Origin of the sequence: Mucilaginibacter gilvus (assembly GCF_004054195.1) — a bacterium.
GTDB classification, from domain to species: domain Bacteria; phylum Bacteroidota; class Bacteroidia; order Sphingobacteriales; family Sphingobacteriaceae; genus Mucilaginibacter; species Mucilaginibacter gilvus.
Genome location: NZ_SBIW01000008.1, coordinates 115,929 through 137,881 on the forward strand (window position 1 = coordinate 115,929; position 21,953 = coordinate 137,881).

A 21,953-nucleotide genomic window follows, 5' to 3' on the forward strand; every position below is an offset into this window, starting at 1 on the left:
AACTAATGAACGATTGAACCAATGAACGATAATAAAACCGAACTCCAAAAAATGCTGGATGGCGAGCTATACGTTGCCGGCGACCAGCAACTTGTTGATATGCGCGATAACGCACGCGTGTTGCTTAGTCGGTACAACCAAATGATGGCCGAGCCGCTGGAGAAAAAGAATGAGGTGCTGAAAAAGCTTTTGGGTAAATGCAGTACCATTGATATTCAACCGCCGTTTTTTTGTGATTATGGTACCCATATTATTGCCGGCGAAAATTTCTTTATGAATTTTAACTGCGTAATATTGGATTGCGCGTTGGTAACCATAGGCAATAATGTAATGTGCGGACCATACGTGCAAATTTATACGGCCTATCATCCGCTGGCAGCCGAAGAACGCATTAAAGGCCCCGAACTGGCGGCACCTATTACCATTGGCGATAATGTTTGGCTGGGCGGCGGTGCCATTATTTGTCCGGGCGTAACCATTGGCAGCAATACCACTATCGGCGCGGGCAGCGTGGTTACCAAAGATATCCCGGCGGGCGTGTTCGCGGCGGGGAACCCTTGCCGTGTGATCAGAACCATTTAAATTTGGAATAATGAATTTCGGATGCTGAACGCCGACGGAGCATGCTTTTTGCACTTCGCCGTTCGGTAATTTGGGCTTATTTCCTATCTTTCCGGCGCAATTAAAACATCACATTATGCAAGAGCCAAGTGCCTTAAACCAGGTAGCCGAATTTCATAAAACCTTTAAACACCCGGTGGTAAGCGGCCCGGCCATCCCATCAAAAGAGCGTTGCGCTTTACGCGTGTCACTACTTGCCGAAGAAGTGCAGGAACTGCAGGATGCCATTGCCGATAATAATTTAGTGGAAATTGCCGACGCGCTTTGCGATATCCAATACGTACTGGCAGGCGCCATATTGGAGTTTGGCCTGGGCGAAAAATTCAAAACATTGTTCGACGAGGTGCATCGCTCTAACATGAGCAAAGCCTGCAAAACCATAGAAGAAGCCGAGCAAACCATAGCCCATTACCAGGCAAAAGACGGCAGCGAATCGTACCACAAAGAAGAGGACGGCCTGTTTTTGGTTTACCGGACCAATGATAACAAAACCTTGAAATCTATCAATTATTCACCTGCTGATCTGGGTGGGATATTGTTGTAGGGGGGATGTTGGCTTGTTGATATGTATAGATAAGCCCCTTTTTCTATACATATCAACCACGACGTGTATAGAAAAGGCCCTTTTCCTATACATATAAATCACGACGTGTATAGAAAAAGGGCATACTGGATACATTTCCTTTAGATATTGCTATTTCTTCTCCAGTCTTGCCACCGCTTTCAATAAATCATCGGCGTATTTATATATTTCGTCTAATGATTTGATTTCGTATTTAACTTCCTTTTTAGCCTCATCCAAAATCACTAACTGCTTTTTTGTGGCCGTAAGATACAGTCGACATATAGTTTTTCGGTTGTTGTCGTCCAATAAAACAGCAAAATAGGATTGAGCATCTCTGTAAGTTATTCTTGTTGATTCAATATTTTGGCGTAATAGCGATTTAATAATGTAAAACCCTTCCATTTCTTCCTCGGTAGTTACTACAACAGGTGCTGCACCCGGCACTACTTCCTCCAATTTTACCGCTTCTGCAACTTCTAATTGTTTTTCTTGGTTAAGTGCAGACTTAAGGCGCTCGTTAATTGCATCACTAATAAGCAAATTAAAAGAGCGTTTAATTATCGGTGCGAATTGCTCTTTTACTTTAGCCGTCATCACTCCGGAATAAACTTGTTTGGTGAAGAAGGTGACAAAATTTTCCGAGGGTAAAATCATCTCTCTGTTTAGAAGTGATTTTAGCTCATTGAGGTATTTTAATTCACTGGCTGTATTTGTAATGCTTTCAACATCAAAATAAGATTTGTGAAATTTCTTTAGCTCAACCACTTCGGTTTCTTTGATTTCGGTGATATTAAATTCAAAGAATGGAGTGCTATCCATTTTATTCCTCTCTTCTAAATCTGTGTAAAAACGATAGGTTAGTCCGTTGGTAAGCAAACCAAACTTTGCCTTCGTGGTGTGAAAATATCGGAAAAGCTGTGAATTGTGCGGGTCTAATTTTTCAAGATGGTGTTTGCACTCGATCAAAATTGTAGGTTCGTTATCTTTCATGATAGCGTAATCTACCTTTTCACCTTTTTTTATGCCGATGTCGGCAATAAATTCCGGGTTAACCTCAAACGGGTTAAATACATCGTAGCCTAAGACTTGAATAAAAGGCATGATCAATGCGTTTTTGGTTGCTTCTTCTGTTTTTAGCTGTGGTAGCATTTTTTCTACACGCGAAGCCAGTTGGGTAATTTGGTCTTTGAAGTCCATAAATGATAAGGTATTATAATTGGTAAACAATAATACGATAAAATAAAGTTGATACAAAGTGTTGTTAATTGATAGTCAATTATTTATTGAATTAAATAAAATGAACCCCAACGGCTCCTTACTCCAAGTATCGGCATCTCAACTTATTCTCAGCTACAAGGGTCGCCTTTTCCTCGCTCTTGCAATTCCTCCCCTAATTGCCTAAATTCACCTCATCATGAGCCACAATAACCGCCGCGTTTTTATCAAGCAAGCCACCGCTTTGGCTGGTGCCTTTGGTGCCGCCAGTATGTTTAACCACGCCCACGCCGAAAGTTTTTCAAATGCATCGGCAAGGGTGGCGCATTTAACGCCGCAACAGGTATCTGCCGATGAGGATTATTGGGCTACCATACAGCAGGCTTACACGGTAAACCCCAGCATTATCAACCTCAATAATGGCGGCGTTTCGCCGGCACCGGCAGTGGTGCAAAAAGCGCTGGACCGGTATAACGCGCTTTGCAATGAAGGTCCGTCTTACTTTATGTGGCGCATACTGGATATGGGCCGCGAACCCCTACGCGAGAAACTGGCCGCGCTGGCCGGCTGCCTGCCCGATGAGATTGCCATAAACCGTAACGCTACCGAAGCGCTGAACACCGTTATTTACGGCATCACCCTAAAAAGTGGCGATGAGGTAATAGGTTCTTTCCAGGATTATCCAAACATGATGCACGCCTACGAACAGCGTGCGCTGCGCGATGGTATTATTTACAAACGGCTCGACTTTAAGTTCCCGATAGAGAACGACGAGGAAATTGTAAAGGCTTACGCCGATGCCATTACCCCTAAAACGAAACTGATCCACGTTACCCACATGGTAAACTGGGTTGGGCAGCTGATGCCCGTGCGCAAGATCTGCGACATGGCCCATGGCAAAGGTATTGAGGTGATTTGTGATGGCGCGCATTCCTTCGGGCTGATAGATTTTAAAATTCCCGACCTGCACTGCGATTATTTTGGCACCAGTTTGCATAAATTCCTTTCCGCGCCGATAGGCAGCGGGATGATGTGGATCCGTAAGGATCATATTGAGAAAATCTGGCCTTTAACCTGTGCCGATAAACCGCAGAGCCCTGATATACGCAAGTTTGAACAGTTGGGTACCCGCAGCTTCGCCATAGAACAGGCCATTGGCGAAGCCATCAACTTCCACAACGGTATTGGTCCCAAACGCAAAGAAGACCGCATCCGCTACCTTAAAAACTACTGGGCCGAAAAGGCTAAGGCTATCCCTAAAGTAAAGCTCCACACCTCGCTAAAAGACCAATACTCCTGCGCCATCTGCGGCGTAAGTATAGACGGCATGACACCCGGCGAGCTTGACTCAGCGCTTTGGAACAAGTACAAAATACATGTGGTGGGCATTGTATGGCAAACCATTAGTTGCATACGCGTAACTCCGCATGTATACACCACCATAGCCGATCTGGATAAATTTGTGAAAGCACTAACCGAGATCGCCGCTAAAGGAAAGTAGGAAGTTGATTTCGGATTCCGGATTTTATCATAAAAGTTTAGGATTTATGGTGACACTATTTTGGTGAAAATAGTGTTAACCCTGCTTTTTTTTATGTCGTTGATTATCAGCTATTTGAAAAATTATTTTGAAATTGTGTTAAGTTATGTTAACCCTAATTCCTAAGCAGCGATGCTTGATGGTTAGTAAAAGAGGGGGAAATTAAAGCAATTCATAGAGGGGCATACAAAATTGAATATGCTGTCTTTTAATGGGCTATTACTCTTACAAATGACTCAACACCACAGGTGCTATAGCGTTCACCCATAAATTATACATGGCCGCAGAGGGATGTAACCCGTCGCTGGCATTTAGGCTGGCATCGGTCGCCGCTTTTTTAGATATGGTGGTAATGTCGACGTAAGCCACACCCTGTTTATCGGTTTCTGTTTTGGCAATGGTGTTAAAGGCATCTATATCGGCTGCTATCTTGTTGCGGTCGTAACCATTTGCATACGGTGTGGAACCCCAATCGGGTATGGAAACTACAAATACGTGGTTCTTATTACCATCGGCATAAGTTATGGCTGTATTTAACAGTTGTATAAACTCGGTTCGGTAAACATCTTTGCTGTTGCCCCGGTATTGGTTATTCACGCCGATAAGCAGGGTTACAATACTATATTTTTTGCTGGCGGTGCCGCTGGCATTAATGGCATTGATCAGTTCGCCGGTGGTCCAGCCGGTACGGGCAATAATATCCGGGTTGCCGGTGAGGTGTCCTGCCAGCTTTAGCTGCGCGGCCAATTGGTAGGGGAACGATTTTGGCGCATCTACCGCCTCGCCGATGGTATAACTATCGCCCAGGGCCAGGTAAGTAAGGTTATCCGCATACGCAGGCGCAGGTTTTACGGGGTTACTCGTAGGTGTCACGGGCAATTGCATTTGTTTGTTGCAGCCAAGCAGGCCGTAGGTTATTAATATTGTTGTTAAGATCCTCTTCATGCTACCTCCATACCAAACAATACGGAAATATGTTGGGTAAGGATTTTTTCAACGTCATTTAAATTCACTTCGTGGCCAAGTTCCTGTTGCATGCTGGTAACCGCCTTGTCGTCTATGCCGCAGGGTACTATGTTTTTAAAGTAGTTTAGGTCGGCATTTACATTTAGGGCGAGACCGTGCATGGTAACCCAGCGGCTGCAGCGTACACCCATAGCGCAGATCTTGCGCGCCTTATCGTTATCGCCATCAAACCAAACGCCGGTATAACCGGGGTAACGGCCGGCGGTAAGTCCAAAATCGGATAGGGTGAGTATCACGGCTTCTTCCAGCGTACGCAGGTAAAGATGGATATCGGTAAAAAAATTATCGAGGTCTAAAATAGGGTAGCAAACCAATTGTCCGGGGCCGTGGTAGGTGATGTCGCCACCGCGGTTAATGGGGTAATAAGCGGCTTTGTTTTCCTTAAGTCCGGCCTCATCCAGCAAAAGATGTTCGGCTTTGCCGCTTTTGCCAAGTGTGTAAACGTGCGGGTGTTCGCAAAAAACCAGGTAATTGGGCGTTAAGGTTTCTTCGCCAGGCTCATCACCCGTTACAACCAGCGACTGCCTGTTGCGGATCTCTGCCTTCAGCTTCACCGTTTCGCCAAAAAGCTGCTCTTGTCGCTCCCAGGCAACTTTGTAGTCGGTTAGGCCCCAGTCCTGTAGTATTACCCTTTTATTTTTCATCATCTTATCCCTTCACGTAGCCTATCATATAATCTTCGTACTTCACGTAGTTTACCTCGTAGGCAATGTCTATCGCGCCTTTTTGCAGTTTGGCATCCACTATGCCATGCCCTTCAAACGCGAAAGGCTGCAGCAGAATGTTATCCAAAAACGAAACCTCTTTTTGCCCGTAACATTTATAGATAGCCTCCTTGGCGCACCAGCAAACATACAGGTGGTCGATGGTGTTTTTCGGACCGATGAATGCCAGTTCGTCCGGGCTCATAAACTTATTGGCAATGCGCTCCACTTTTTGCTTTATCTGTTCAATATCTATGCCTACGGGACTGGTTTTGCTGATCATTACGGCAGCGTAATCAAAGGAATGGCTCAGCGAAATATGATAGGGGAGCGTAACCAGGTAAGGCTTGCCGTGGCTGTCCACCTTGCAATCTATATACTCTTCGGTGCGGAGCATTTTGCGCAGCAGTACGCGGGTGCCCAGCCAGTGCAGGTAGCGCTTGCTTTTACTCAGCTGTTTGGTAAACGCTTTTTCGTGCTCATCCAGCTGGAGTTGCTTGTACAGTTCGTCTGCTTCTTCCTCTATTCGCCATAGCGCAAACTCTGTGTCATCGTCTATCTGGTGCCGGTACGCTATCGCCATAAAGTAAAATTGCAAAAAGGATAACAAACTTATATCAGGCAAAGATAATAATTCGTTTTTAAGGCTACGGGTTGTAACACCGGGGGTATAACTTACGTCATACCAGTACTAAACAATATTTTAGCAAACATCGCAATGAAAAAAATATACATAGCCGCCGCCATTTTAATAGCCGTTGCTTTAACAGAAAGCTGCCGCAAACAGCAGATAGAAGCCGGAAGAGCCAGCCAGGAAAAAGTTGGGAATTAGACGAAATAAGCTGGATTTGAAAATATGTTAGAGCTATATGCTCTAATATTTAAAATCGGGGGTTATTTACTTGCCTGCATTATTAATTTGATAAATATTGATAATCAGCTATTTAATTCTGCAATAATTTGTAACTTGTACGCCATAACTTTCGTATTAAGAGTTGTATTTAAATTATTGATTAATGACCCCGTTAGTAGTATTTGGCATAATTATTTTATCGTTTGCCGCGTTGCTGATATTTGGAATAATATTCTTCAGCATCCTCAAGTATATTAAGAGAAAGTATTATCCCAACTGGAAATTTCCGGATTACATCAGTGTGGGGTATGCCGAATACTTGTATCACAAGTTTATCAAGAAAGACCTTAAATAAGGCGCTCTCAACACCCCTTTTATTTATCGGAAAACCCGGCGTGTGGGTTTTAGCTTAGTTTGCTTAAGGCTTTCCGGCTATTGCTTTGCCAATTGTTAATTAAATGTGCAGAATATTGCCTTGCCCGGTAAGGCAATAAACAATAATTTAGGTGCCTCATTACCGGCACATGATATTATCAGACAAACGCATCCTCGAAGAAATTGAAAAAGGCTCGATCATCATAGAACCTTTTGACCGCGATTGCCTGGGCACCAACTCGTACGACGTGCACCTGGGGAAGCACCTCGCTACCTATAAAGACCGCGTACTGGATGCCAAGCTTCATAACGAAATTATTGGATTTGAGATCCCTAAGGATGGGTTTATCCTGCAACCCAATACCTTGTATTTAGGTGTTACCGTTGAGTACACTGAAACACATTTGCATGTGCCATTCCTCGAAGGAAAATCGAGCACGGGACGTTTAGGCATAGATATCCACGCTACCGCAGGCAAGGGCGATGTAGGTTTCTGCAACACCTGGACGCTGGAGATCTCCTGCGCGCAGCCGGTAAAAATTTACCACGGGATGCCCATCGGCCAGCTCATCTATTTTGTGGTGGAAGGTGAAATAGAGACCCTTTACAACACCAAAAGCAACGCTAAATACAACAAGCCCACCACACGCCCGGTAGAAAGCATGATGTGGAAGAACAAGTTTTAGAGGCTTTGGTATATTACACATACTTAAGCCTTGATTATGAAAGTATTACGCTAATTGCTTTTTATTCTGCCTGTATTTTGTGCTTCCATCTCCATTGCGCAAACCCGATAGCACCTTTCTGAGCAGGGTAAATGCTGCCATAGCCAACCAATATACAGCAAGGCTAAAAGCAAGCAATTTGCGGTTATTGTGATAACCACCAAAACGCCGCGCCGGTATTGATACGGCTGTTTTAAAACAGGTGCCCATACGGCATGGTGATAGAAGGGATAGATGATGAGGGCAACCTGAGCAGGCAAGTGTATTGCTATAAGGTAGAGTAATTGCAGCTAACCCTGTAGTTTTGAACTTTTTTTGAGTAAATTTGCTGGTATATATGCCAACCGAAGTACAGGAAGAAACACTCACCCTCGAAGAGATACTGGCCGGGCTGAAAGAGATGCACCGCCTTATTTTGTGGAACGATGACCATAACACGTTCGACCATGTTATTCATTGTATGATGAAGTATCTGGATTACTCCGAACCGCAATCAGAAAAAATTGCCTGGAAGGTACACAATGAGGGTAAATGCGCCGTACTGGAAGGCTCATATACCGAAATGGAGATCTACCGAAAAATATTGCAGCAAGAGGGCTTAACCGTTAGCGTGGATTAAAGGTTATCTTATTCATCTGTATTGAACACCATCACCCATACCGAACGCTTAATAATCCGCCAGCTAACCCTGGGTGATACCGGTTTTATTATTGAGCTGTTAAATAGCCCGGGCTGGCTAAAATTCATCGGCGACCGCAATGTGCATAATACCGATGATGCCCTTAACTATCTTACCAACGGGCCTCTAAAAAGCTACGCTGAACATGGTTTCGGCCTGTACCTGGTGGCCACCAAAACCGATGATACGCCCATAGGGATGTGCGGCATTCTTAAACGCGCTACTTTAAATAACCCGGATATTGGCTACGCGCTGTTACCTGGCTTTGCAGGCATGGGTTATGCTTACGAAATGGCAAACGCCGTTTTAAAACATGCGCAGCATGATTTGAAATTACCTGTAATCTCTGCCATAACGCTGCCGGGTAACACCTCTTCGGTTAAGCTCCTGGGTAAATTGGGCTTGCACAACAAGGGCCTCTTTGTTGCCGAAGACTCCAAAGAAACACTGCTGCTTTTCCAAAACTAACGCGCCGCAGGGCTTTAATCGGATTTTCCCATCTGTTAATAATGCCCGTTCGTCTATACAAATCCGGCGTCTGTCTATCGTGTTTTTATTGCTGAATTATTTTTTTGTCTTTTGCTATCGTCATCCAGGGCTGGTAAACCTGAGATTGATTTAGTTGAGTTATTGATTTATTCGGTAACGATGCGTTCTGCGTGAGATACAGAACGCATTTTTTATTCCCGTTGTTTTTGCAACATTTATTGTATCAACTTAAACATTAGTGGTGCATTGCCCGCTATTGTGGGGCTACATTTATAAACTCTTAAGTTAATTCCGAAACCGCTAATTATGAAGAAGAATATTTCGCTCTGGTTTGTACTGTTGCTGCTGGCCGCTAATAACGCCCTCGGCCAAAAAAAAGCTTATTTAATGCCCCGGGTAATAGAAAAGAATGGCCGCCATGCCCTTTTGGTTGATGGCAAACCCTATTTAATGCTGGGCGGCCAGGTCCATAATTCCAGCGCATGGCCGGGTATGCTGCCGCAGGTGTGGGCCGCTGTTGAGGCAATACACGCTAATACTTTGGAGGTGCCCATTTATTGGGAACAGGTGGAAGCAGTACAGGGTAACTTCAATTTTTCGGTAATAGACACTTTACTGCTACAGGCCCGTGCGCACAACGTTAGGCTGGTGCTGCTTTGGTTTGCCACCTGGAAAAACGGCAGCAACCACTACATGCCCCACTGGATGAAAAACAACGCTGCAAAATATCCCAACGTAACTAACAAGAAAGGGCAACTGATAGATTCTCCCTCGCCAAATATTGAGGCTACGCTGGAGGCCGATACCAAGGCTTTTGCAGCGGTGATGCGCTACCTCAAAAAAACCGACCCGCAGCATACCGTGATCATGGTGCAGGTAGAGAATGAGCCGGGCGCATGGGATACCCAGCGTGATTATTCGCCCCTGGCCCAAAAAATATTTGAAAGCCGCGTGCCGGCCGAATTGCTAAAACCGGAATTGCTTAAAGCATTAAGCCGCCCCACAAACGCAACCGGCACCTGGAAAGAGGTGTTTGAGGAGCGTGCGGACGAGTACTTCCACGCCTGGTCGGTAGCGCGGTTTATTGGCAAGGTTGCGGCTGCCGGCAAAGCAGAATACGCGTTGCCCCTGTATGTAAACGCAGCCCTGCGCGATCCATTGACCAACCCTATGGCCAACAGTTACGAAAGCGGCGGGCCTACAGATAACGTGATCCCCATTTACAAAGTGGCAGCACCGGCCATAGATGTGCTTAGCCCGGATATTTACCTGGACGGTAGCGAACGCATCCTCAAGGTAATTGACCTGTACGACAGGCCAGATAACGCGCTTTTTGTACCCGAGGCAAGCTTGGCGCCGCACATGGCCAGGTATATGTATGATGTTATTGCCCGTGGCGGTATCGGCTTCTCTCCCTTCGGGATAGATAGCAACCTGCCCGACGGAAAGCAAACGGAAGCAGCGGAACGCCTTGCTCCGTTTGAGCAGGACTATAAAGTATTTAGCCCCATGATGCGCGATTTAGCGCAATGGGGTTTCGACGGAAAAATAAAAGCAGTTGTGGAACGCGAAGGCAACGCCGCGCAAACTATTGATCTGGGCGCTTGGCAGGCTACCGTAACCTTTGGCAGCAACTGGCGGGGTAATGATGTTAACCCAAATACCAAGCCAACCGGCCGCGCCATGGTCATTAAGCTCGGTGAAAATAACTTCATCGTAATAGGTGCCCTTTGCCACGTAACTTTTAAGCCCCTCGGCAGTAACCAAAACAAAGTATGGCAATACCTGTCTGTAGAAGAAGGCCAATACGAAAAAGGCGTGTTTAAACCCATCCGCATCCTAAACGGCGATGAAACCGACTGGGGCGGGCCAAGATTTGGTAGTACGCCAATGGTGCTGAAAGTGAATTTGGGGGTGAGGTAACACCAACGTTTCCCGGTTGCGAGTGTGTAGAAATAATGCTGAGCAATGTTAATTATTGTGTTATTCTTGGGCAATAGATCCTGAAATCAAACTCACAATAAATATTGCATGGAGTAAACCAAGTGGTAAAAATAAAAAAGCCCCACATTTCTGTGAGGCTTTAAGTGGGAGTTACTGGGTTCGAACCAGTGACCCTCTGCTTGTAAGGCAGATGCTCTGAACCAGCTGAGCTAAACTCCCTTTTGTTTCCCGTTTAAACTTTTGGATAACTCCCTTCGTTTTGGGATTGCAAATATAGAGTTTACTGTTAATTAGTCAAAAAATATTTTAAAATATTTTTAACGGGCATAAAGTGAGGCGATTACATGGCTATGTTATGGCCCGGCCTGGGGTCTTCAGGTAAAATTTCCATTTCAGTGTAGTCAATATAGTCGGCATACCACTGTATAGCGCTCACTACATCCAGTGCATCTTCGGCTGCTATGTTGATGGTTTCGAAAGCGTACAGCTTCTCATGGGCGTATCCGTAAAGTTGAATTTCGCTTTCGCTCGGGCTGAAGCGATCGTGGTTTAAACAGTAAACCCTTATTTTTAAACCGGTGTCTCTTGAATGAATAACATCCCTGCAAGGATCCTTAGGATCGGTAGCCAATAAATATACATTATAATCCATCTGCGTAGTATTGGGAGTAGTTTATAAATATCTTAATGATAACTATTTACCGGGCATTGTGTTTTTTATAATATAAATTATAGGCCTTGGGGGATATTTCCCCATAAGTTGTGAAAGTATTTCTACAACTTAAAACCACATACCCGGCAAAAGGCCGTATTTCTTAATAATTAAGGCCTTTTTAATTTCGGCACAAGTATTGAATTGGAGTTAATACCCTTCTCAAAGGGTGTTTTTCATAGGTAGATGTAGGGCCGAAATACTGCGAGAGTCTTTCGGCCTCTTTTTGTTTTAAAAATCGCACTCTTTTTTTAGCTACTCCTATTATAGCTACTCTATTTACAGCTAACAAGTTTAGCACACAAGTCAATCTAATTATCCGGTTACTGCGTTTATCCATGTAATTAACCATCTACAAGTAATCTTTATAAGTACTATGAAAACAGAAACTAACTCAACTACAGGCGGAGCAAATATGGCCAGACGGTCGTTTTTGCGTTATGCCGGAGCGGGTGCCGCTGCCGTTGCTGTGCTTGGCGCATCATCTTGCAGAACAGGTCATTTCGATCTCCCTGCCAACGAAAATAATATTGATATCGGAATGGGCGATATTGGCATTTTAAATTATGCCTATGCGCTTGAGCAACTGGAAGCAGCATTTTACCTGCAGGTAATTGCCACGCCTTACAGCGGCATCAGCAGTATCGAAACTTCTTACCTTACGGATATAAGGGACCATGAAGTTTTGCATCGCGACTTTTTTAAAGCTGCATTAGGTTCGGGCGCTATTGGAAGCTTAACCACCGATTTTTCATCCATTAATTTTAGCGACCGTACAAGTGTTCTTGGAGCCGCTAAATTATTGGAAGATACAGGTGTTACAGCTTACGACGGAGCCGGTTACTTAATACAAAGTGCCGATTATTTAACAATAGCAGGTAAAATCGTTTCGGTTGAAGCTCGCCATGCAGCCCTTATCTCTAATCTTATTAAATCGGGAAGCTTTGCCGACACTGACCAGGTTGATGCTAACGGTTTAAATAAATCGGCAACAATTGCTCAGGTTTTAGCAGGTGCCAACGGGTTCTTGAAAACCAAAGTTTACGCATCTAATTTTAATTACCCTAAAGTTTAAAATCGCCATGAATTTATTTAATATAATAGACGAAATAGAAAAAGTTGATCCGGAAATACACGAAAGATTAAATCCCCGCCGTGCCGCCATCAAAAACATAACCAGCTTTGGATCTAAAGTAGCCCTTGCCGCAATGCCATTTGCATTAGGTACCATGTTTAAAAAAGCATACGGAGCAGCATCTACAACTGATATAGTTGGCGTTTTAAATTATGCTTTGACGTTAGAGTACCTGGAATCGTACTTTTACAACCAGGGTACTGCCAGCGGTGTTGTGCCGGCGGCAAATCAGGCTTACATTGCAGAAATTACTGATGACGAAAACAAACACGTTACTTTCCTGAAAGGAGTAATTACTTCATTGGGAGCCACCCCGGTTACTTCGCCAACGTTTGATTTAACAGCAGGTAACAATAAGGGCAACGGTCCCTTTAAAGATGTGTTAACTAATTATACCACATTTTTGGCTGTAGCACAAGCATTTGAAGATACAGGTGTACGTGCATACAAAGGCGCGGCACCTATATTATTAGGCAACCAAGTGGTTTTAACTGCCGCTTTGTCTATCCATGCGGTTGAGGCACGTCACGCGTCTGCGATACGTTTGTTGCGCCATAACCTTGGTCATGATGCAAATATTCGCCCTTGGATTGTTAGCACATCTGCCAAAGGTAATGATACCGGCGTTGCAATTATAGACGGCAATTACGCCGGCGAAGAAAACGTAACACAAGGTGGTGTGAATTTAGTAACCGCTTTGGGTGTTTCAACTGCTGTTGCCACTGCGTCTTTTGATGAGCCTTTAACTAAAGACCAGGTGTTGGCCCTTTTGGTTGGTTCGTTCATTGTAAACTAATCGCTTTTTCTAAAAAAGAAAATCAATAAATGCAAAGCGGCCCTGGGGATTTTCCCGGGGCCGCTTTGCATTTATAAAAATTATTTTATTGAATAATTATGGCCTTGTGGGGCGTTGTGGTTGTTGTTGCTGGCGCTGTTGCTCTGCCTGTTGCCTTTGTTGTTCGCGCGCTTGCTGTTGCTGCTGGCGTTGCTGCTCTGCCTGTTGCTGGCGCTGCTGATCCTGTTGCTGCTTTTGTTGCTCGCGAGCTTGCTGCTGTTGCTTATCCTGCTGTTGTTTTTGTTGCTGGCGCTGCTGATCCTGTTGCTGCTTTTGTTGCTCGCGAGCTTGCTGCTGTTGCTGATCCTGCTGTTGTTTTTGTTGCTGGCGCTGCTGATCCTGTTGCTGCTTTTGTTGCTCTGCCTGCTGCTGGCGAGCCTGCTCTTGCTGTTGACGTTGTTGATCGCGAGCTTGCTGCTGTTGCTGATCCTGTTGCTGCTTTTGTTGCTCTGCCTGCTGCTGGCGAGCTTGCTCTTGCTGTTGACGTTGTTGCTCGCGCACTTGTTGCTGTTGCTGGTCCTGCTGTTGCCTTTGTTGCTCACGTGCTTGGCCTGCTTGCTGGCGTTGTTGCTCGCGTGCCTGGTCTGCCTGCTGGCGTTGCTGCTCACGTGCCTGGTCTGCCTGTTGGCGTTGTTGCTCGGTTTGCTGCTGGCGCTGTTGTTGCGTTTGCTGGCGTTGTTGCTCGCGTGCCTGGTCTGCCTGTTGGCGTTGTTGCTCGGTTTGCTGCTGGCGCTGTTGTTGCGTTTGCTGATCGCGTTGTACCTGCATTTGCTGGCGTTGCTGTTCGCGGGTCTGCCTTTGCTGATCAGCTTGCTGGCCCTGGTTATTCAGGTCGGTAGGGCGGCGGGTAGGCCTTTCGTTACCAGCCTGCTGGCTTGGTTGTACAGCGTTGCCTGCATCGGCTGGGCGCCTGTTAAAACGACCACCCCCTTGCTGCCCGTTTGGTGTATTGGGGCGATTATTATTTGTTGGTGAGTTAACAGTACCTGTACGGTTGTTATCTGTACGAACAAAGCGGCTGTTGTTTGAGCGTGCCTCGTTTGCCAGCCTGCCTGCGTTTTCACGTTGGGTAACCGCGCCGTTGCGGCTATCGGTACCACCTATTCGCTGGCTTGGGTTTTGCTGCCTGTAAGCGGCGCCGTCAATTACCCTTGAAGGGCGCGCGCTTCTGTCCCTGCGGATATCCGGCCTGTAAAAGTTAACCGAATTACGGTCGAAAGTATTACGCGAGGGGCGATCTACATTATTAATAGTATATAACCGCACCGGGCGTTTGGTATAACGCTGTATCTCGTCGCGGCGTGGGCCGGTTATAAAAGTACGGTTGTTATACCGGTATGTATTACGGATAAAGTTACTGTGGCCGTATATGGTATGTACCCGTGCGTATGGCACGCAATAGTTGTAAACGTTGCTGTAATTAATATACGCGTAGGGCGCAAACGACCAGTAAAAATCTGGTACGGAATAAGAGTTGTAATAATCGTCTCCATAGGATGCATTGTAAGCCACCTCAGGGGTCATCGGTGCCCAGCCATAGTAGCCGTCGCCGTCTCTCCAGTCAACCCAGGCGGGTGCCCATTCGCTGCCGGGTACCCATTCCCATCCGTAATAGTCGTCGTAGGTCCAACGGCCATAGTGGAAGGTCGCCCATCCCCAGTCATAATCTGATACCCAGGTGTTGCCATAGGAAGTATACACCCAGTGGCCGTTGGTTACATAAGGGCGAAAATCCTGATCAACATCAGGCACCCACACATCGCCATATTTGGCATCGTATACCCAGGTGCCATAAGGAGCAAGCTGATCATAGAACTCCTGTGTGGAAATGTATTGCCCGCCGCCGTCCTGTGCGGAACTTTTTGCAGGGGCAATTGCCATCAGCATGATGGCTAAAAGTGCTGTCCCCCATATTTTGGTTAATATTTTCATAATAATTCGAGTAAGATAGGCTTATATACAGGTATGACTGTACTAAGTATAAAACGTTTAAACAATAAATAGTTTTACGCCTTATATTGTATAACAAAAGGTCGGCAAAGAAATTTTAGCACATTTGGCTAATTTCTGCCTTATCTTTTAATAATTTTATAGGCATTTTTAACACAGCATTATGAGCACAGTAAACATCCCTCGCCTCGACCTGAATACTTACATAAACGGCAGCGCCGACGAAAAAAAGCAATTTTCTGACAGCATTGGCAAAGCCTTTAACGAAACCGGTTTTGTTACCGTAACCAACCATGGTTTAAGCAAAGAGCTGATGGATAAATTATACGAGCAGGTAAAAACTTTATTTGCCCTGCCCGAAGCAGCTAAGCAACAATACGAGATCCCCGAATTGGCTGGCCAGCGCGGCTACACCGGCAAAAACAAAGAAACCGCTAAAGGCTTTAAGGTGCCCGATTTGAAAGAGTTTTGGCAGATAGGGCAAATAGACCCCGAAGCAACCGCCAGTAAGGAAGACTACCCGGATAACATGGAGGTTGCCGAATTACCCGAATTTAACACCACTACCGAAGAAGTTTATAAAAAACTGGAAGCAGCCGGTAAGCACCTGCTGCGCGCTATAGCCGTTTACCTGGAACTGCCCGAAAATTATTTTGATGATAAGGTAGCACATGGTAACTCCATACTACGCACGCTGCATTACTTCCCGATAACAGACCCGGATGCTTTACCGGATGATGCGGTACGTGCCGGCGCGCATGAGGATATTAACCTGATAACCCTTTTAATTGGTGCCAGCGCCGATGGTTTAGAACTGTTAACCCGCGAAAATAAATGGTTCCCGGTTACTGCTTTTGGCGAAGATTTGGTAGTGAACGTGGGTGATATGCTGCAACGTTTAACCAATAACAAGCTAAAATCTACCACGCATAGGGTGGTGAACCCTCCGCGCGAGCAGATGAAGAATTCCCGTTTTTCCGTGCCGTTCTTCCTGCACCCCAAATCAAATATGGATCTCACCAGCTTGCCATCAACCATAGATGCCGGGCATCCGAAGGTTTATACCGATATCACCGCAGGGGAATACCTGGATGAGCGATTGAGGGAGATAGGATTGAAGAAATAGTTAAACAAGAAAAATAATAAAAGGGCTGATAATCATTTAGATTATCAGCCCTTTTATTATATCACGATGTCATTTCGATGAGCAGCGGGCGGGGAGAGCGGGGCGCGAAGAGAAATCTTATACGCCACGTATGCAAACTATGCTTAGTCTTCACGAAATTACGCCTATGCCCTCTCGATGAGCAGCAAGGGAGGGCACATAATATTTCTCATCGCTGCCGCGAGATTAGCGTAGCGGATCTCGTGGCATTGCATAACGCAAGCATTCCGCTTGCGAATAACAACTGGAAACTGTTGCCATGCTATACCACGAGTTGGAAGTGGCTGTTGCAACGCTTTTTACTCTAATTCCACCTTCTGATGCTGGTAGGGGATCTCTATATTGGCAAATCCTTTTTCTTTCAGCTTCTCTGCAAAATGCTGTTGCACTTCGTACTCACCGTGGACAAGGAACAGCTGCTTTACTAATGCAGGGTCCTGGCAGCCGAGGAAATGGAGAAGATCTTCGTAATCGCCATGGGCGCTCATACTTTTGATGGACTGTACTTCGGCATTTACCAGGTATTGTTCGCCAAAAATATGCACCTCTTTTTCACCGCGTGCGAGGCGGCCTCCTAAAGAGTTGGGTTCGGCATAACCAACCATTAATATCGTGTTCTTTTGATCGCTGATGTTGTTTTTAATATGGTGTTTTACCCGTCCGGCCTCGGCCATGCCCGATGAGGAGATGATAACGCAAGGGCGTAAATCATCGTTCAGCGCGATGGATTCCTGGGTGGACTGGATGAATTTCAACCCTTTGAATCCAAAGGGATCGGCATCTATTTTCATCACTTCTTTTACATCGTTATTATAAACTTCAGGGTGGTCTTTTAGTACCTGCGTAGCTTTTTCAGATAGGGGGCTATCCACATAGTAAGGCACATCGGGTAATTCGCCTTTCAATTCCAGCGCATTGAGGGCGTAAAGTAATTCCTGGGTGCGGCCAACACTAAAGGCGGGGATAATCACCTTGCCTTTTTTAACCTCGCAGGTGTGTTTAATCACCTCCAGCAGGGCATCTTCAATGGGGCCTATATCCTTATGCAGGCTATCGCCATACGTAGATTCCAGCAAAATATAATCGGCTTGTGGAAACGTTTGCGGGTTTTTTAGCAGTAGATCGCCGTAGCGGCCCACATCGCCGCTAAAAGTGATATAAGTTGTTTTGCCGTTTTCCTCCGCAGCTATGTGTACAGCCGCGCTGCCTAAAACGTGCCCGGCATCGGTAAATTTAAATTTAACCTGCGGCGTAATATGATAAGCCTCGTGGTAATCCACAATCTTAAACAGGCTCAGTGCCTTTATTACATCATCCTCGGTATACAACGCCTCCAGTAGGGGCAGGCCTTTGCGGGCGCGGTGCTTGTTGCTGTACTCATTATCCTGCATTTGTATCTTGGCAGAGTCCGCCAGCAAAATCTTGCAAAGGTCCATGGTAGCGGCGGTGCAGAAGATCTGTCCTTCAAAACCTTCGGCCACCAGGCGTGGAATTAACCCGCAATGATCTATATGCGCGTGGGAGAGGATGAGGTAATCAACTTTTGTGGGGTTGAAGCCAAAATGCTCGTTCATTTCTTCGGTTTGCTCGCCCAGGCCCTGGAACATGCCGCAGTCTAATAATATGCCTGTACCATCGGCTAAGCGTAAAAGATGTTTGCTGCCGGTAACATTACGGGCAGCGCCGTGAAAGGTTATATCCATTTATAATTGGTTGTGGATTGAAGAACCAAACATGCGGATAAAAGTTTAATAAATAAAAAACTAAACTTTTAGTTGTTAATTTCATTATTATATTTTAACTTCGTTTAACTAACAAGTTAGTTTATTATTATGATGGAAATTAAAGAGTTAACCCGCGCCGAAGAACAGATAATGCAGGTGCTTTGGCAATTAAAAAAAGGCTTCGTAAAAGATGTGCTTGATGTATTGCCCGAGCCAAAACCGGCTTATAATACGGTGTCAACCATTATCCGCATCCTGGAGACCAAGGGCTTTGTTGGCCACACGGCCTACGGAAAAAGCCACGAGTATAACCCCATAGTAAGCAAGGAGCAGTATAAAAATTTTGCTGCCGATAAATTGCTGACGGGCTACTTTGATAATTCGGTAAACCGGATGCTTTCCTTTTTTGTGAAGAAGGAAAAAATAGACCTGAAAGAGGCCGATGAGATCATGAAACTGATTGAGAAACTTAAAGATAAATAGTTATGGCTTGGTGGCATTATTTATTACTGGTAAATATTTACCTCACCCTGTTCTTTGGCTTTTACGCGCTGCTTTTGCGCCGCGAAACATTTTTTCAGCTTAACCGCATCTATTTGGTAGGGGCGGCATTGCTATCGTTCTTTATCCCGCTTATCCAATCAGAATGGGTGAAAAACTTGTTCATCACCCAAAAGGTGCAATATGCTTTTTACGGCACCGGTACCGATATTAATATAACGGCGCTGGCGCCGATACAAGATAGCGCCTACACCCTGGGCGAGATATTGGTAATGGTATACCTCGCGGGTGTGATATTGCTCGCCCTGCGGCTAATGTGGCAGTTTATGCAGTTACGGCAGGTGATAAGGCACGCCGTTCCATCGGCCCCTTATTCGTTCTTTAATAAAATAAACGTTGCCGAGGATGCCGAAAGCCGCGAGGTGATCATAGCGCACGAAGAGGTGCATGCGCAGCAGTGGCACTCCGCAGATGTGCTTATAATAGAGGCGGTGATGATCATCAACTGGTTTAACCCGGTGGTGTACCTGTACCGTTTTTCCATCAAGCATATCCACGAATATATTGCCGACAGGCAGGCCATCAAGGTCGGCAACGATAAAGCCGAATACGCATTATTGCTGCTGAGCCAAACCTTTAATGCCCCGGCGCACCAGTTAGTTAACCCATTTTATAACCACAGCCTATTAAAACAACGCATTATGATGTTACAAAAAAATAAATCGCAGCGGGTTAAGCTGCTGAAATACGGCTTATCGGCACCTTTGTTTGTACTGATGCTGGTATTGTCGTCCGCCACTATCAGCAACAGCAAAGCGGTAGAAAGCATCCATGATAATGCAGAGGAACTGTTTTTACAACCGGCAACAGCCGCAATATCAAATAACGATGTGGAAGAAATACTTTTAAACGAACAGGCGACCGCCAAAAACTTGTTGTTAAAAGAGACCGTAGTAGAAATTGATACTAACAAGAAAAGCACGGTTTATACAGCCGTACAGGATCAACCCAGGTTTCCGGGTGGTATAGAGGCTTTCCCAAAGTATTTGGCAAAAACCATCAAATATCCAAAAATAGCCCGCGAGCATAATGTACATGGGCGCGTGATATTAACTTTTGTGGTAGAGAAAGACGGCTCGCTGAGCGATATTAAGGTACTGCGCGGTATCGGCAGCGGCTGCGATGAAGAGGCTGTACGTGCGGTAAAAGCATCACCAAAATGGATAGCCGGAAAGCAGGGTGGCAAAAAGGTGCGCGTGCAATACTCGGTACCGGTGAATTTCGCGCTGCTGAGCGAAGCCGCGGCAATTAAAGTTGGGCAAGCCGACTTGAGCACCGGTTTAACCGAAGCTATATTTACCGAGGTAGAACAGCAGCCGGGTTTTCCAGGAGGTAACGTTGCTTGTGCCAAATATTTGCAAACCAGCATTAAATACCCTGTAGAGGCCCGCAAAAATAAAGTACAGGGTAGGGTAATAACCAGTTTTGTGGTGATGAAAGATGGTAACATCGGCGATGTGAAAGTGTTGAATGGAATTGGTTACGGTGCCGACGAGGAAGCTGTCCGCGTGATCAAAAACATGCCGAAATGGTATCCCGGTATGCAAAATGGCCGGCCGGTAAATGTAAAGTATACTTTGCCCATAGCGTTTACTTTGGATGGTAAACAGCTAAACCTTCAAGGGAAAATAGACCCCGCCATTTATCCTAAAACATACACCGCAGTAGCCGGTGATGCTACTACTTTAAAAACAGGCGATGGCACCACATTTATAGAGTTGAAAGGACCGATAAAACCTCTATACATGGTAGATGGCAAAGAAGTAACGAATCTGGGTACCGTCAATCCCAAAGAAATTCAAAGCATCAGCGTTTTAAAGGATGCTTCGGCTACGTCTATATATGGCGATAAAGGCAAAAACGGTGTGATAGTGGTCACCATGAAAAAGGCTAAGTAAAAGCAAATAGTTAATTATAAACCCTGCGTCGGGGGATGAAAAATCCGCCGGCTTTTTTTTCGCATTTATCAAATGCATATCGCTAAATTTATACACATAAACCTTTTAGCGATGAACTTTAAACTCTTACTCCAATTATCCGTCTTCGGGCTGATCATGGCATTTGGCACCATATCCTTAATTCCCGAAAAAATTGAACCCGTTTTTTGGGTGGTGATATTTATTTTCTGCGCGGTGGTTATTGCCAAAGCATGCCCGGGTAAATATTTTTGGCATGGCTTTGTTTTAAGTTTGATAAACAGCGTTTGGATAACCATTGTGCACACCATTTTTTATGACAACTACCTGCCACATCACCCTAATATGGGGTCTTTTGAATTGGGCAGGCACCCACGTTTAATGCTGATTTTGATGGCCCCGGTTTTCGGGATTATGTTCGGGCTGATACAGGGATTGTTTGCATTCGCAGCCTCAAAATTGGTGAAGAAAAATTAGGATCATTGCGTTTCGGCGGCGGCTTCGGCTTCCTGCCGTTCGCGCAGGTTGCGCATTATTTTGGTAAAACCCCTGTGATTTTTTTCCTCATCGTATAAAGGGAAAACCAGGCCGCTGCCCCAAAAACGCGAGCCATCTTTACGCATGTGATAACGTTCATCTATGGCGCGGCCATTTGTTAAAGCGCCATACAGTTCCTTTTCGGGTTCGCCAATGGCAATGTCCTCTGGTGTGAAGAATATTTTGGCGCTAACGCCGATCACCTCTACCTCTTTATAACCCAATACATTTTCGGCACCCGAGTTCCAGCTGTTTATATCGCCATTTTTGTCGGTGGTGATCACCGCGTAATCCTCCAGGCTTTCCAGCACCTGGTGAAAAAACTCTTCACTCATTCTAAAATAGCTATCGTCGAAAATATCGTTACTGGTAATGATGTCGCTTATAGTTTCATAATCCAGCATAATAATGGTTTCGTTTATGCCGGCAGCCATTATCATCGGTTCGCGGGTTATTTTGTAAAAGGTTTCATACCCCTCGGGCAATTTATAAAGCTCTGGTTTTTTGCGTACCGGCTTTAAAGTTAGCGCGGTTTCCATTGACGGCTCGGAGGCGGTGCTGGCCAGTAAATAAGTGTAACCCTTTTCTATCAGGTCGCCAAGCAATTGTGGGGTGAAGGGTATTTTCATGGTAAAGGGATATTATGCAAAAGGCCCCGGAAAGCCGGGGCCCAGTTTTTTTA

The 21,953-nt window shown here is 45.4% G+C and carries 22 protein-coding genes and 1 tRNA gene; 14 read left to right on the top strand and 9 right to left on the bottom strand.

Going from position 1 to position 21,953, the window contains the following annotated elements:
* Positions 1-21: 21 nt before the first annotated feature.
* A complete protein-coding gene (locus EPL05_RS17300) occupies positions 22-582 on the top strand; it encodes a sugar O-acetyltransferase (protein ID WP_128535245.1) in 561 nt (186 codons plus the stop codon).
* A 115-nt stretch (positions 583-697) separates the two neighbouring features.
* Positions 698-1,165: a pyrophosphohydrolase domain-containing protein gene (locus EPL05_RS17305; protein ID WP_128535246.1), complete on the top strand. Its 468-nt coding sequence runs from the start codon at positions 698-700 to the stop codon at positions 1,163-1,165.
* Between the two features lie 150 nt (positions 1,166-1,315).
* Here EPL05_RS17305 and EPL05_RS17310 read toward each other — a convergent pair whose 3' ends face one another.
* Positions 1,316-2,383: a type I restriction endonuclease gene (locus EPL05_RS17310; RefSeq protein ID WP_128535247.1), complete on the bottom strand. Its 1,068-nt coding sequence runs from the start codon at positions 2,381-2,383 to the stop codon at positions 1,316-1,318.
* 217 nt (positions 2,384-2,600) lie between these two features.
* Between EPL05_RS17310 and EPL05_RS17315 the strand changes: the two genes are divergently transcribed.
* Entirely contained in the window at positions 2,601-3,902 is a 1,302-nt protein-coding gene (locus EPL05_RS17315; protein ID WP_128535248.1) for an aminotransferase class V-fold PLP-dependent enzyme, read from the top strand.
* Between the two features lie 264 nt (positions 3,903-4,166).
* Here the strand turns inward: EPL05_RS17315 and EPL05_RS17320 are convergent, their stop codons facing one another.
* Genes EPL05_RS17320 through EPL05_RS17330 form a run of 3 tightly spaced genes read right to left on the bottom strand, consistent with a single transcriptional unit; the run spans position 4,167 to position 6,254 of the window.
* Positions 4,167-4,886 (bottom strand): SGNH/GDSL hydrolase family protein, encoded by a 720-nt coding sequence (locus EPL05_RS17320; protein ID WP_128535249.1) that lies wholly within the window; start codon positions 4,884-4,886, stop codon positions 4,167-4,169.
* Positions 4,883-5,614 (bottom strand): lipoyl(octanoyl) transferase LipB, encoded by a 732-nt coding sequence (gene lipB / locus EPL05_RS17325; RefSeq protein WP_166727735.1) that lies wholly within the window; start codon positions 5,612-5,614, stop codon positions 4,883-4,885. Before lipB ends, EPL05_RS17320 begins: the two co-directional genes overlap by 4 nt.
* A gap of 1 nt (position 5,615) precedes the next feature.
* Positions 5,616-6,254 (bottom strand): 4'-phosphopantetheinyl transferase family protein, encoded by a 639-nt coding sequence (locus EPL05_RS17330; protein ID WP_128535250.1) that lies wholly within the window; start codon positions 6,252-6,254, stop codon positions 5,616-5,618.
* 433 nt (positions 6,255-6,687) lie between these two features.
* On the opposite strand from EPL05_RS17330, the gene EPL05_RS17335 reads away from it, so the two are divergent.
* The 5 genes from EPL05_RS17335 (at position 6,688) to EPL05_RS17355 (ending at position 10,715) form a co-directional block, all read left to right on the top strand.
* Positions 6,688-6,879, top strand: a complete 192-nt coding sequence (locus tag EPL05_RS17335; protein ID WP_128535251.1) for a hypothetical protein — start codon at positions 6,688-6,690, stop codon at positions 6,877-6,879.
* Between the two features lie 169 nt (positions 6,880-7,048).
* Complete coding sequence (dcd, locus tag EPL05_RS17340; protein WP_128535252.1) at positions 7,049-7,585, top strand: dCTP deaminase; 537 nt, start codon at positions 7,049-7,051, stop codon at positions 7,583-7,585.
* Between the two features lie 376 nt (positions 7,586-7,961).
* Positions 7,962-8,243, top strand: a complete 282-nt coding sequence (locus EPL05_RS17345) for an ATP-dependent Clp protease adaptor ClpS (protein WP_128535253.1) — start codon at positions 7,962-7,964, stop codon at positions 8,241-8,243.
* 21 nt (positions 8,244-8,264) lie between these two features.
* Positions 8,265-8,771: a GNAT family N-acetyltransferase gene (locus EPL05_RS17350; protein ID WP_208394779.1), complete on the top strand. Its 507-nt coding sequence runs from the start codon at positions 8,265-8,267 to the stop codon at positions 8,769-8,771.
* Between the two features lie 327 nt (positions 8,772-9,098).
* Positions 9,099-10,715, top strand: coding sequence for a GH35 family beta-galactosidase (locus EPL05_RS17355; RefSeq protein ID WP_128535254.1), 1,617 nt, complete (start codon positions 9,099-9,101; stop codon positions 10,713-10,715).
* Positions 10,716-10,880: 165 nt separating this feature from the next.
* Here the strand turns inward: EPL05_RS17355 and EPL05_RS17360 are convergent.
* Positions 10,881-10,955, bottom strand: a tRNA-Val gene (locus tag EPL05_RS17360).
* Between the two features lie 121 nt (positions 10,956-11,076).
* Positions 11,077-11,388, bottom strand: coding sequence for a hypothetical protein (locus EPL05_RS17365; RefSeq protein WP_128535255.1), 312 nt, complete (start codon positions 11,386-11,388; stop codon positions 11,077-11,079).
* A 436-nt stretch (positions 11,389-11,824) separates the two neighbouring features.
* Between EPL05_RS17365 and EPL05_RS17370 the strand changes: the two genes are divergently transcribed.
* On the top strand, positions 11,825-12,523 hold the full coding sequence (locus tag EPL05_RS17370) for a ferritin-like domain-containing protein (RefSeq protein ID WP_128535256.1): 699 nt from the start codon (positions 11,825-11,827) through the stop codon (positions 12,521-12,523).
* Between the two features lie 7 nt (positions 12,524-12,530).
* Positions 12,531-13,379: a ferritin-like domain-containing protein gene (locus tag EPL05_RS17375; protein WP_128535257.1), complete on the top strand. Its 849-nt coding sequence runs from the start codon at positions 12,531-12,533 to the stop codon at positions 13,377-13,379.
* Positions 13,380-13,475: 96 nt separating this feature from the next.
* On the opposite strand, the gene EPL05_RS24050 is transcribed toward EPL05_RS17375, so the two are convergent.
* The gene (locus tag EPL05_RS24050; RefSeq protein ID WP_166727736.1) at positions 13,476-15,350 is read right to left on the bottom strand and encodes a DUF6600 domain-containing protein; all 1,875 of its coding nucleotides are present in this window, start codon (positions 15,348-15,350) and stop codon (positions 13,476-13,478) included.
* Positions 15,351-15,531: 181 nt separating this feature from the next.
* Here EPL05_RS24050 and EPL05_RS17385 point away from each other — a divergent pair, with 181 nt between their 5' ends.
* Positions 15,532-16,494: an isopenicillin N synthase family dioxygenase gene (locus EPL05_RS17385; RefSeq protein ID WP_128535258.1), complete on the top strand. Its 963-nt coding sequence runs from the start codon at positions 15,532-15,534 to the stop codon at positions 16,492-16,494.
* Between the two features lie 338 nt (positions 16,495-16,832).
* On the opposite strand, the gene EPL05_RS17390 is transcribed toward EPL05_RS17385, so the two are convergent.
* A complete protein-coding gene (locus EPL05_RS17390; protein WP_128535259.1) occupies positions 16,833-18,236 on the bottom strand; it encodes an MBL fold metallo-hydrolase RNA specificity domain-containing protein in 1,404 nt (467 codons plus the stop codon).
* 132 nt (positions 18,237-18,368) lie between these two features.
* Between EPL05_RS17390 and EPL05_RS17395 the strand changes: the two genes are divergently transcribed.
* The 3 genes from EPL05_RS17395 (at position 18,369) to EPL05_RS17405 (ending at position 21,211) form a co-directional block, all read left to right on the top strand.
* Positions 18,369-18,740 carry a BlaI/MecI/CopY family transcriptional regulator gene (locus tag EPL05_RS17395; protein ID WP_128535586.1) on the top strand — a complete coding sequence of 124 codons (372 nt, stop codon included), beginning with the start codon at positions 18,369-18,371 and terminating at the stop codon, positions 18,738-18,740.
* 2 nt (positions 18,741-18,742) lie between these two features.
* The gene (locus tag EPL05_RS17400) at positions 18,743-20,716 is read left to right on the top strand and encodes a M56 family metallopeptidase (protein ID WP_128535260.1); all 1,974 of its coding nucleotides are present in this window, start codon (positions 18,743-18,745) and stop codon (positions 20,714-20,716) included.
* A 111-nt stretch (positions 20,717-20,827) separates the two neighbouring features.
* A complete protein-coding gene (locus EPL05_RS17405; RefSeq protein WP_128535261.1) occupies positions 20,828-21,211 on the top strand; it encodes a hypothetical protein in 384 nt (127 codons plus the stop codon).
* A 2-nt stretch (positions 21,212-21,213) separates the two neighbouring features.
* On the opposite strand, the gene EPL05_RS17410 is transcribed toward EPL05_RS17405, so the two are convergent.
* Positions 21,214-21,900 carry a PAS domain-containing protein gene (locus EPL05_RS17410; RefSeq protein ID WP_128535262.1) on the bottom strand — a complete coding sequence of 229 codons (687 nt, stop codon included), beginning with the start codon at positions 21,898-21,900 and terminating at the stop codon, positions 21,214-21,216.
* Positions 21,901-21,953 lie beyond the last annotated feature (53 nt).

Coding starts and splice junctions, on each gene's coding strand:
- EPL05_RS17370 (WP_128535256.1), top strand. CDS start 11,825: ATGAAAACAGAAACTAACTCAACTACAGGCGGAGCAAATATGGCCAGA.
- EPL05_RS24050 (WP_166727736.1), bottom strand. CDS start 15,350: ATGAAAATATTAACCAAAATATGGGGGACAGCACTTTTAGCCATCATG.
- EPL05_RS17355 (WP_128535254.1), top strand. CDS start 9,099: ATGAAGAAGAATATTTCGCTCTGGTTTGTACTGTTGCTGCTGGCCGCT.
- EPL05_RS17365 (WP_128535255.1), bottom strand. CDS start 11,388: ATGGATTATAATGTATATTTATTGGCTACCGATCCTAAGGATCCTTGC.
- EPL05_RS17390 (WP_128535259.1), bottom strand. CDS start 18,236: ATGGATATAACCTTTCACGGCGCTGCCCGTAATGTTACCGGCAGCAAA.
- EPL05_RS17300 (WP_128535245.1), top strand. CDS start 22: ATGAACGATAATAAAACCGAACTCCAAAAAATGCTGGATGGCGAGCTA.
- EPL05_RS17335 (WP_128535251.1), top strand. CDS start 6,688: ATGACCCCGTTAGTAGTATTTGGCATAATTATTTTATCGTTTGCCGCG.
- EPL05_RS17345 (WP_128535253.1), top strand. CDS start 7,962: ATGCCAACCGAAGTACAGGAAGAAACACTCACCCTCGAAGAGATACTG.
- EPL05_RS17385 (WP_128535258.1), top strand. CDS start 15,532: ATGAGCACAGTAAACATCCCTCGCCTCGACCTGAATACTTACATAAAC.
- EPL05_RS17320 (WP_128535249.1), bottom strand. CDS start 4,886: ATGAAGAGGATCTTAACAACAATATTAATAACCTACGGCCTGCTTGGC.
- EPL05_RS17305 (WP_128535246.1), top strand. CDS start 698: ATGCAAGAGCCAAGTGCCTTAAACCAGGTAGCCGAATTTCATAAAACC.
- EPL05_RS17375 (WP_128535257.1), top strand. CDS start 12,531: ATGAATTTATTTAATATAATAGACGAAATAGAAAAAGTTGATCCGGAA.
- EPL05_RS17330 (WP_128535250.1), bottom strand. CDS start 6,254: ATGGCGATAGCGTACCGGCACCAGATAGACGATGACACAGAGTTTGCG.
- EPL05_RS17315 (WP_128535248.1), top strand. CDS start 2,601: ATGAGCCACAATAACCGCCGCGTTTTTATCAAGCAAGCCACCGCTTTG.
- EPL05_RS17395 (WP_128535586.1), top strand. CDS start 18,369: ATGGAAATTAAAGAGTTAACCCGCGCCGAAGAACAGATAATGCAGGTG.
- lipB (WP_166727735.1), bottom strand. CDS start 5,614: ATGATGAAAAATAAAAGGGTAATACTACAGGACTGGGGCCTAACCGAC.
- EPL05_RS17405 (WP_128535261.1), top strand. CDS start 20,828: ATGAACTTTAAACTCTTACTCCAATTATCCGTCTTCGGGCTGATCATG.
- EPL05_RS17310 (WP_128535247.1), bottom strand. CDS start 2,383: ATGGACTTCAAAGACCAAATTACCCAACTGGCTTCGCGTGTAGAAAAA.
- EPL05_RS17410 (WP_128535262.1), bottom strand. CDS start 21,900: ATGAAAATACCCTTCACCCCACAATTGCTTGGCGACCTGATAGAAAAG.
- dcd (WP_128535252.1), top strand. CDS start 7,049: ATGATATTATCAGACAAACGCATCCTCGAAGAAATTGAAAAAGGCTCG.
- EPL05_RS17400 (WP_128535260.1), top strand. CDS start 18,743: ATGGCTTGGTGGCATTATTTATTACTGGTAAATATTTACCTCACCCTG.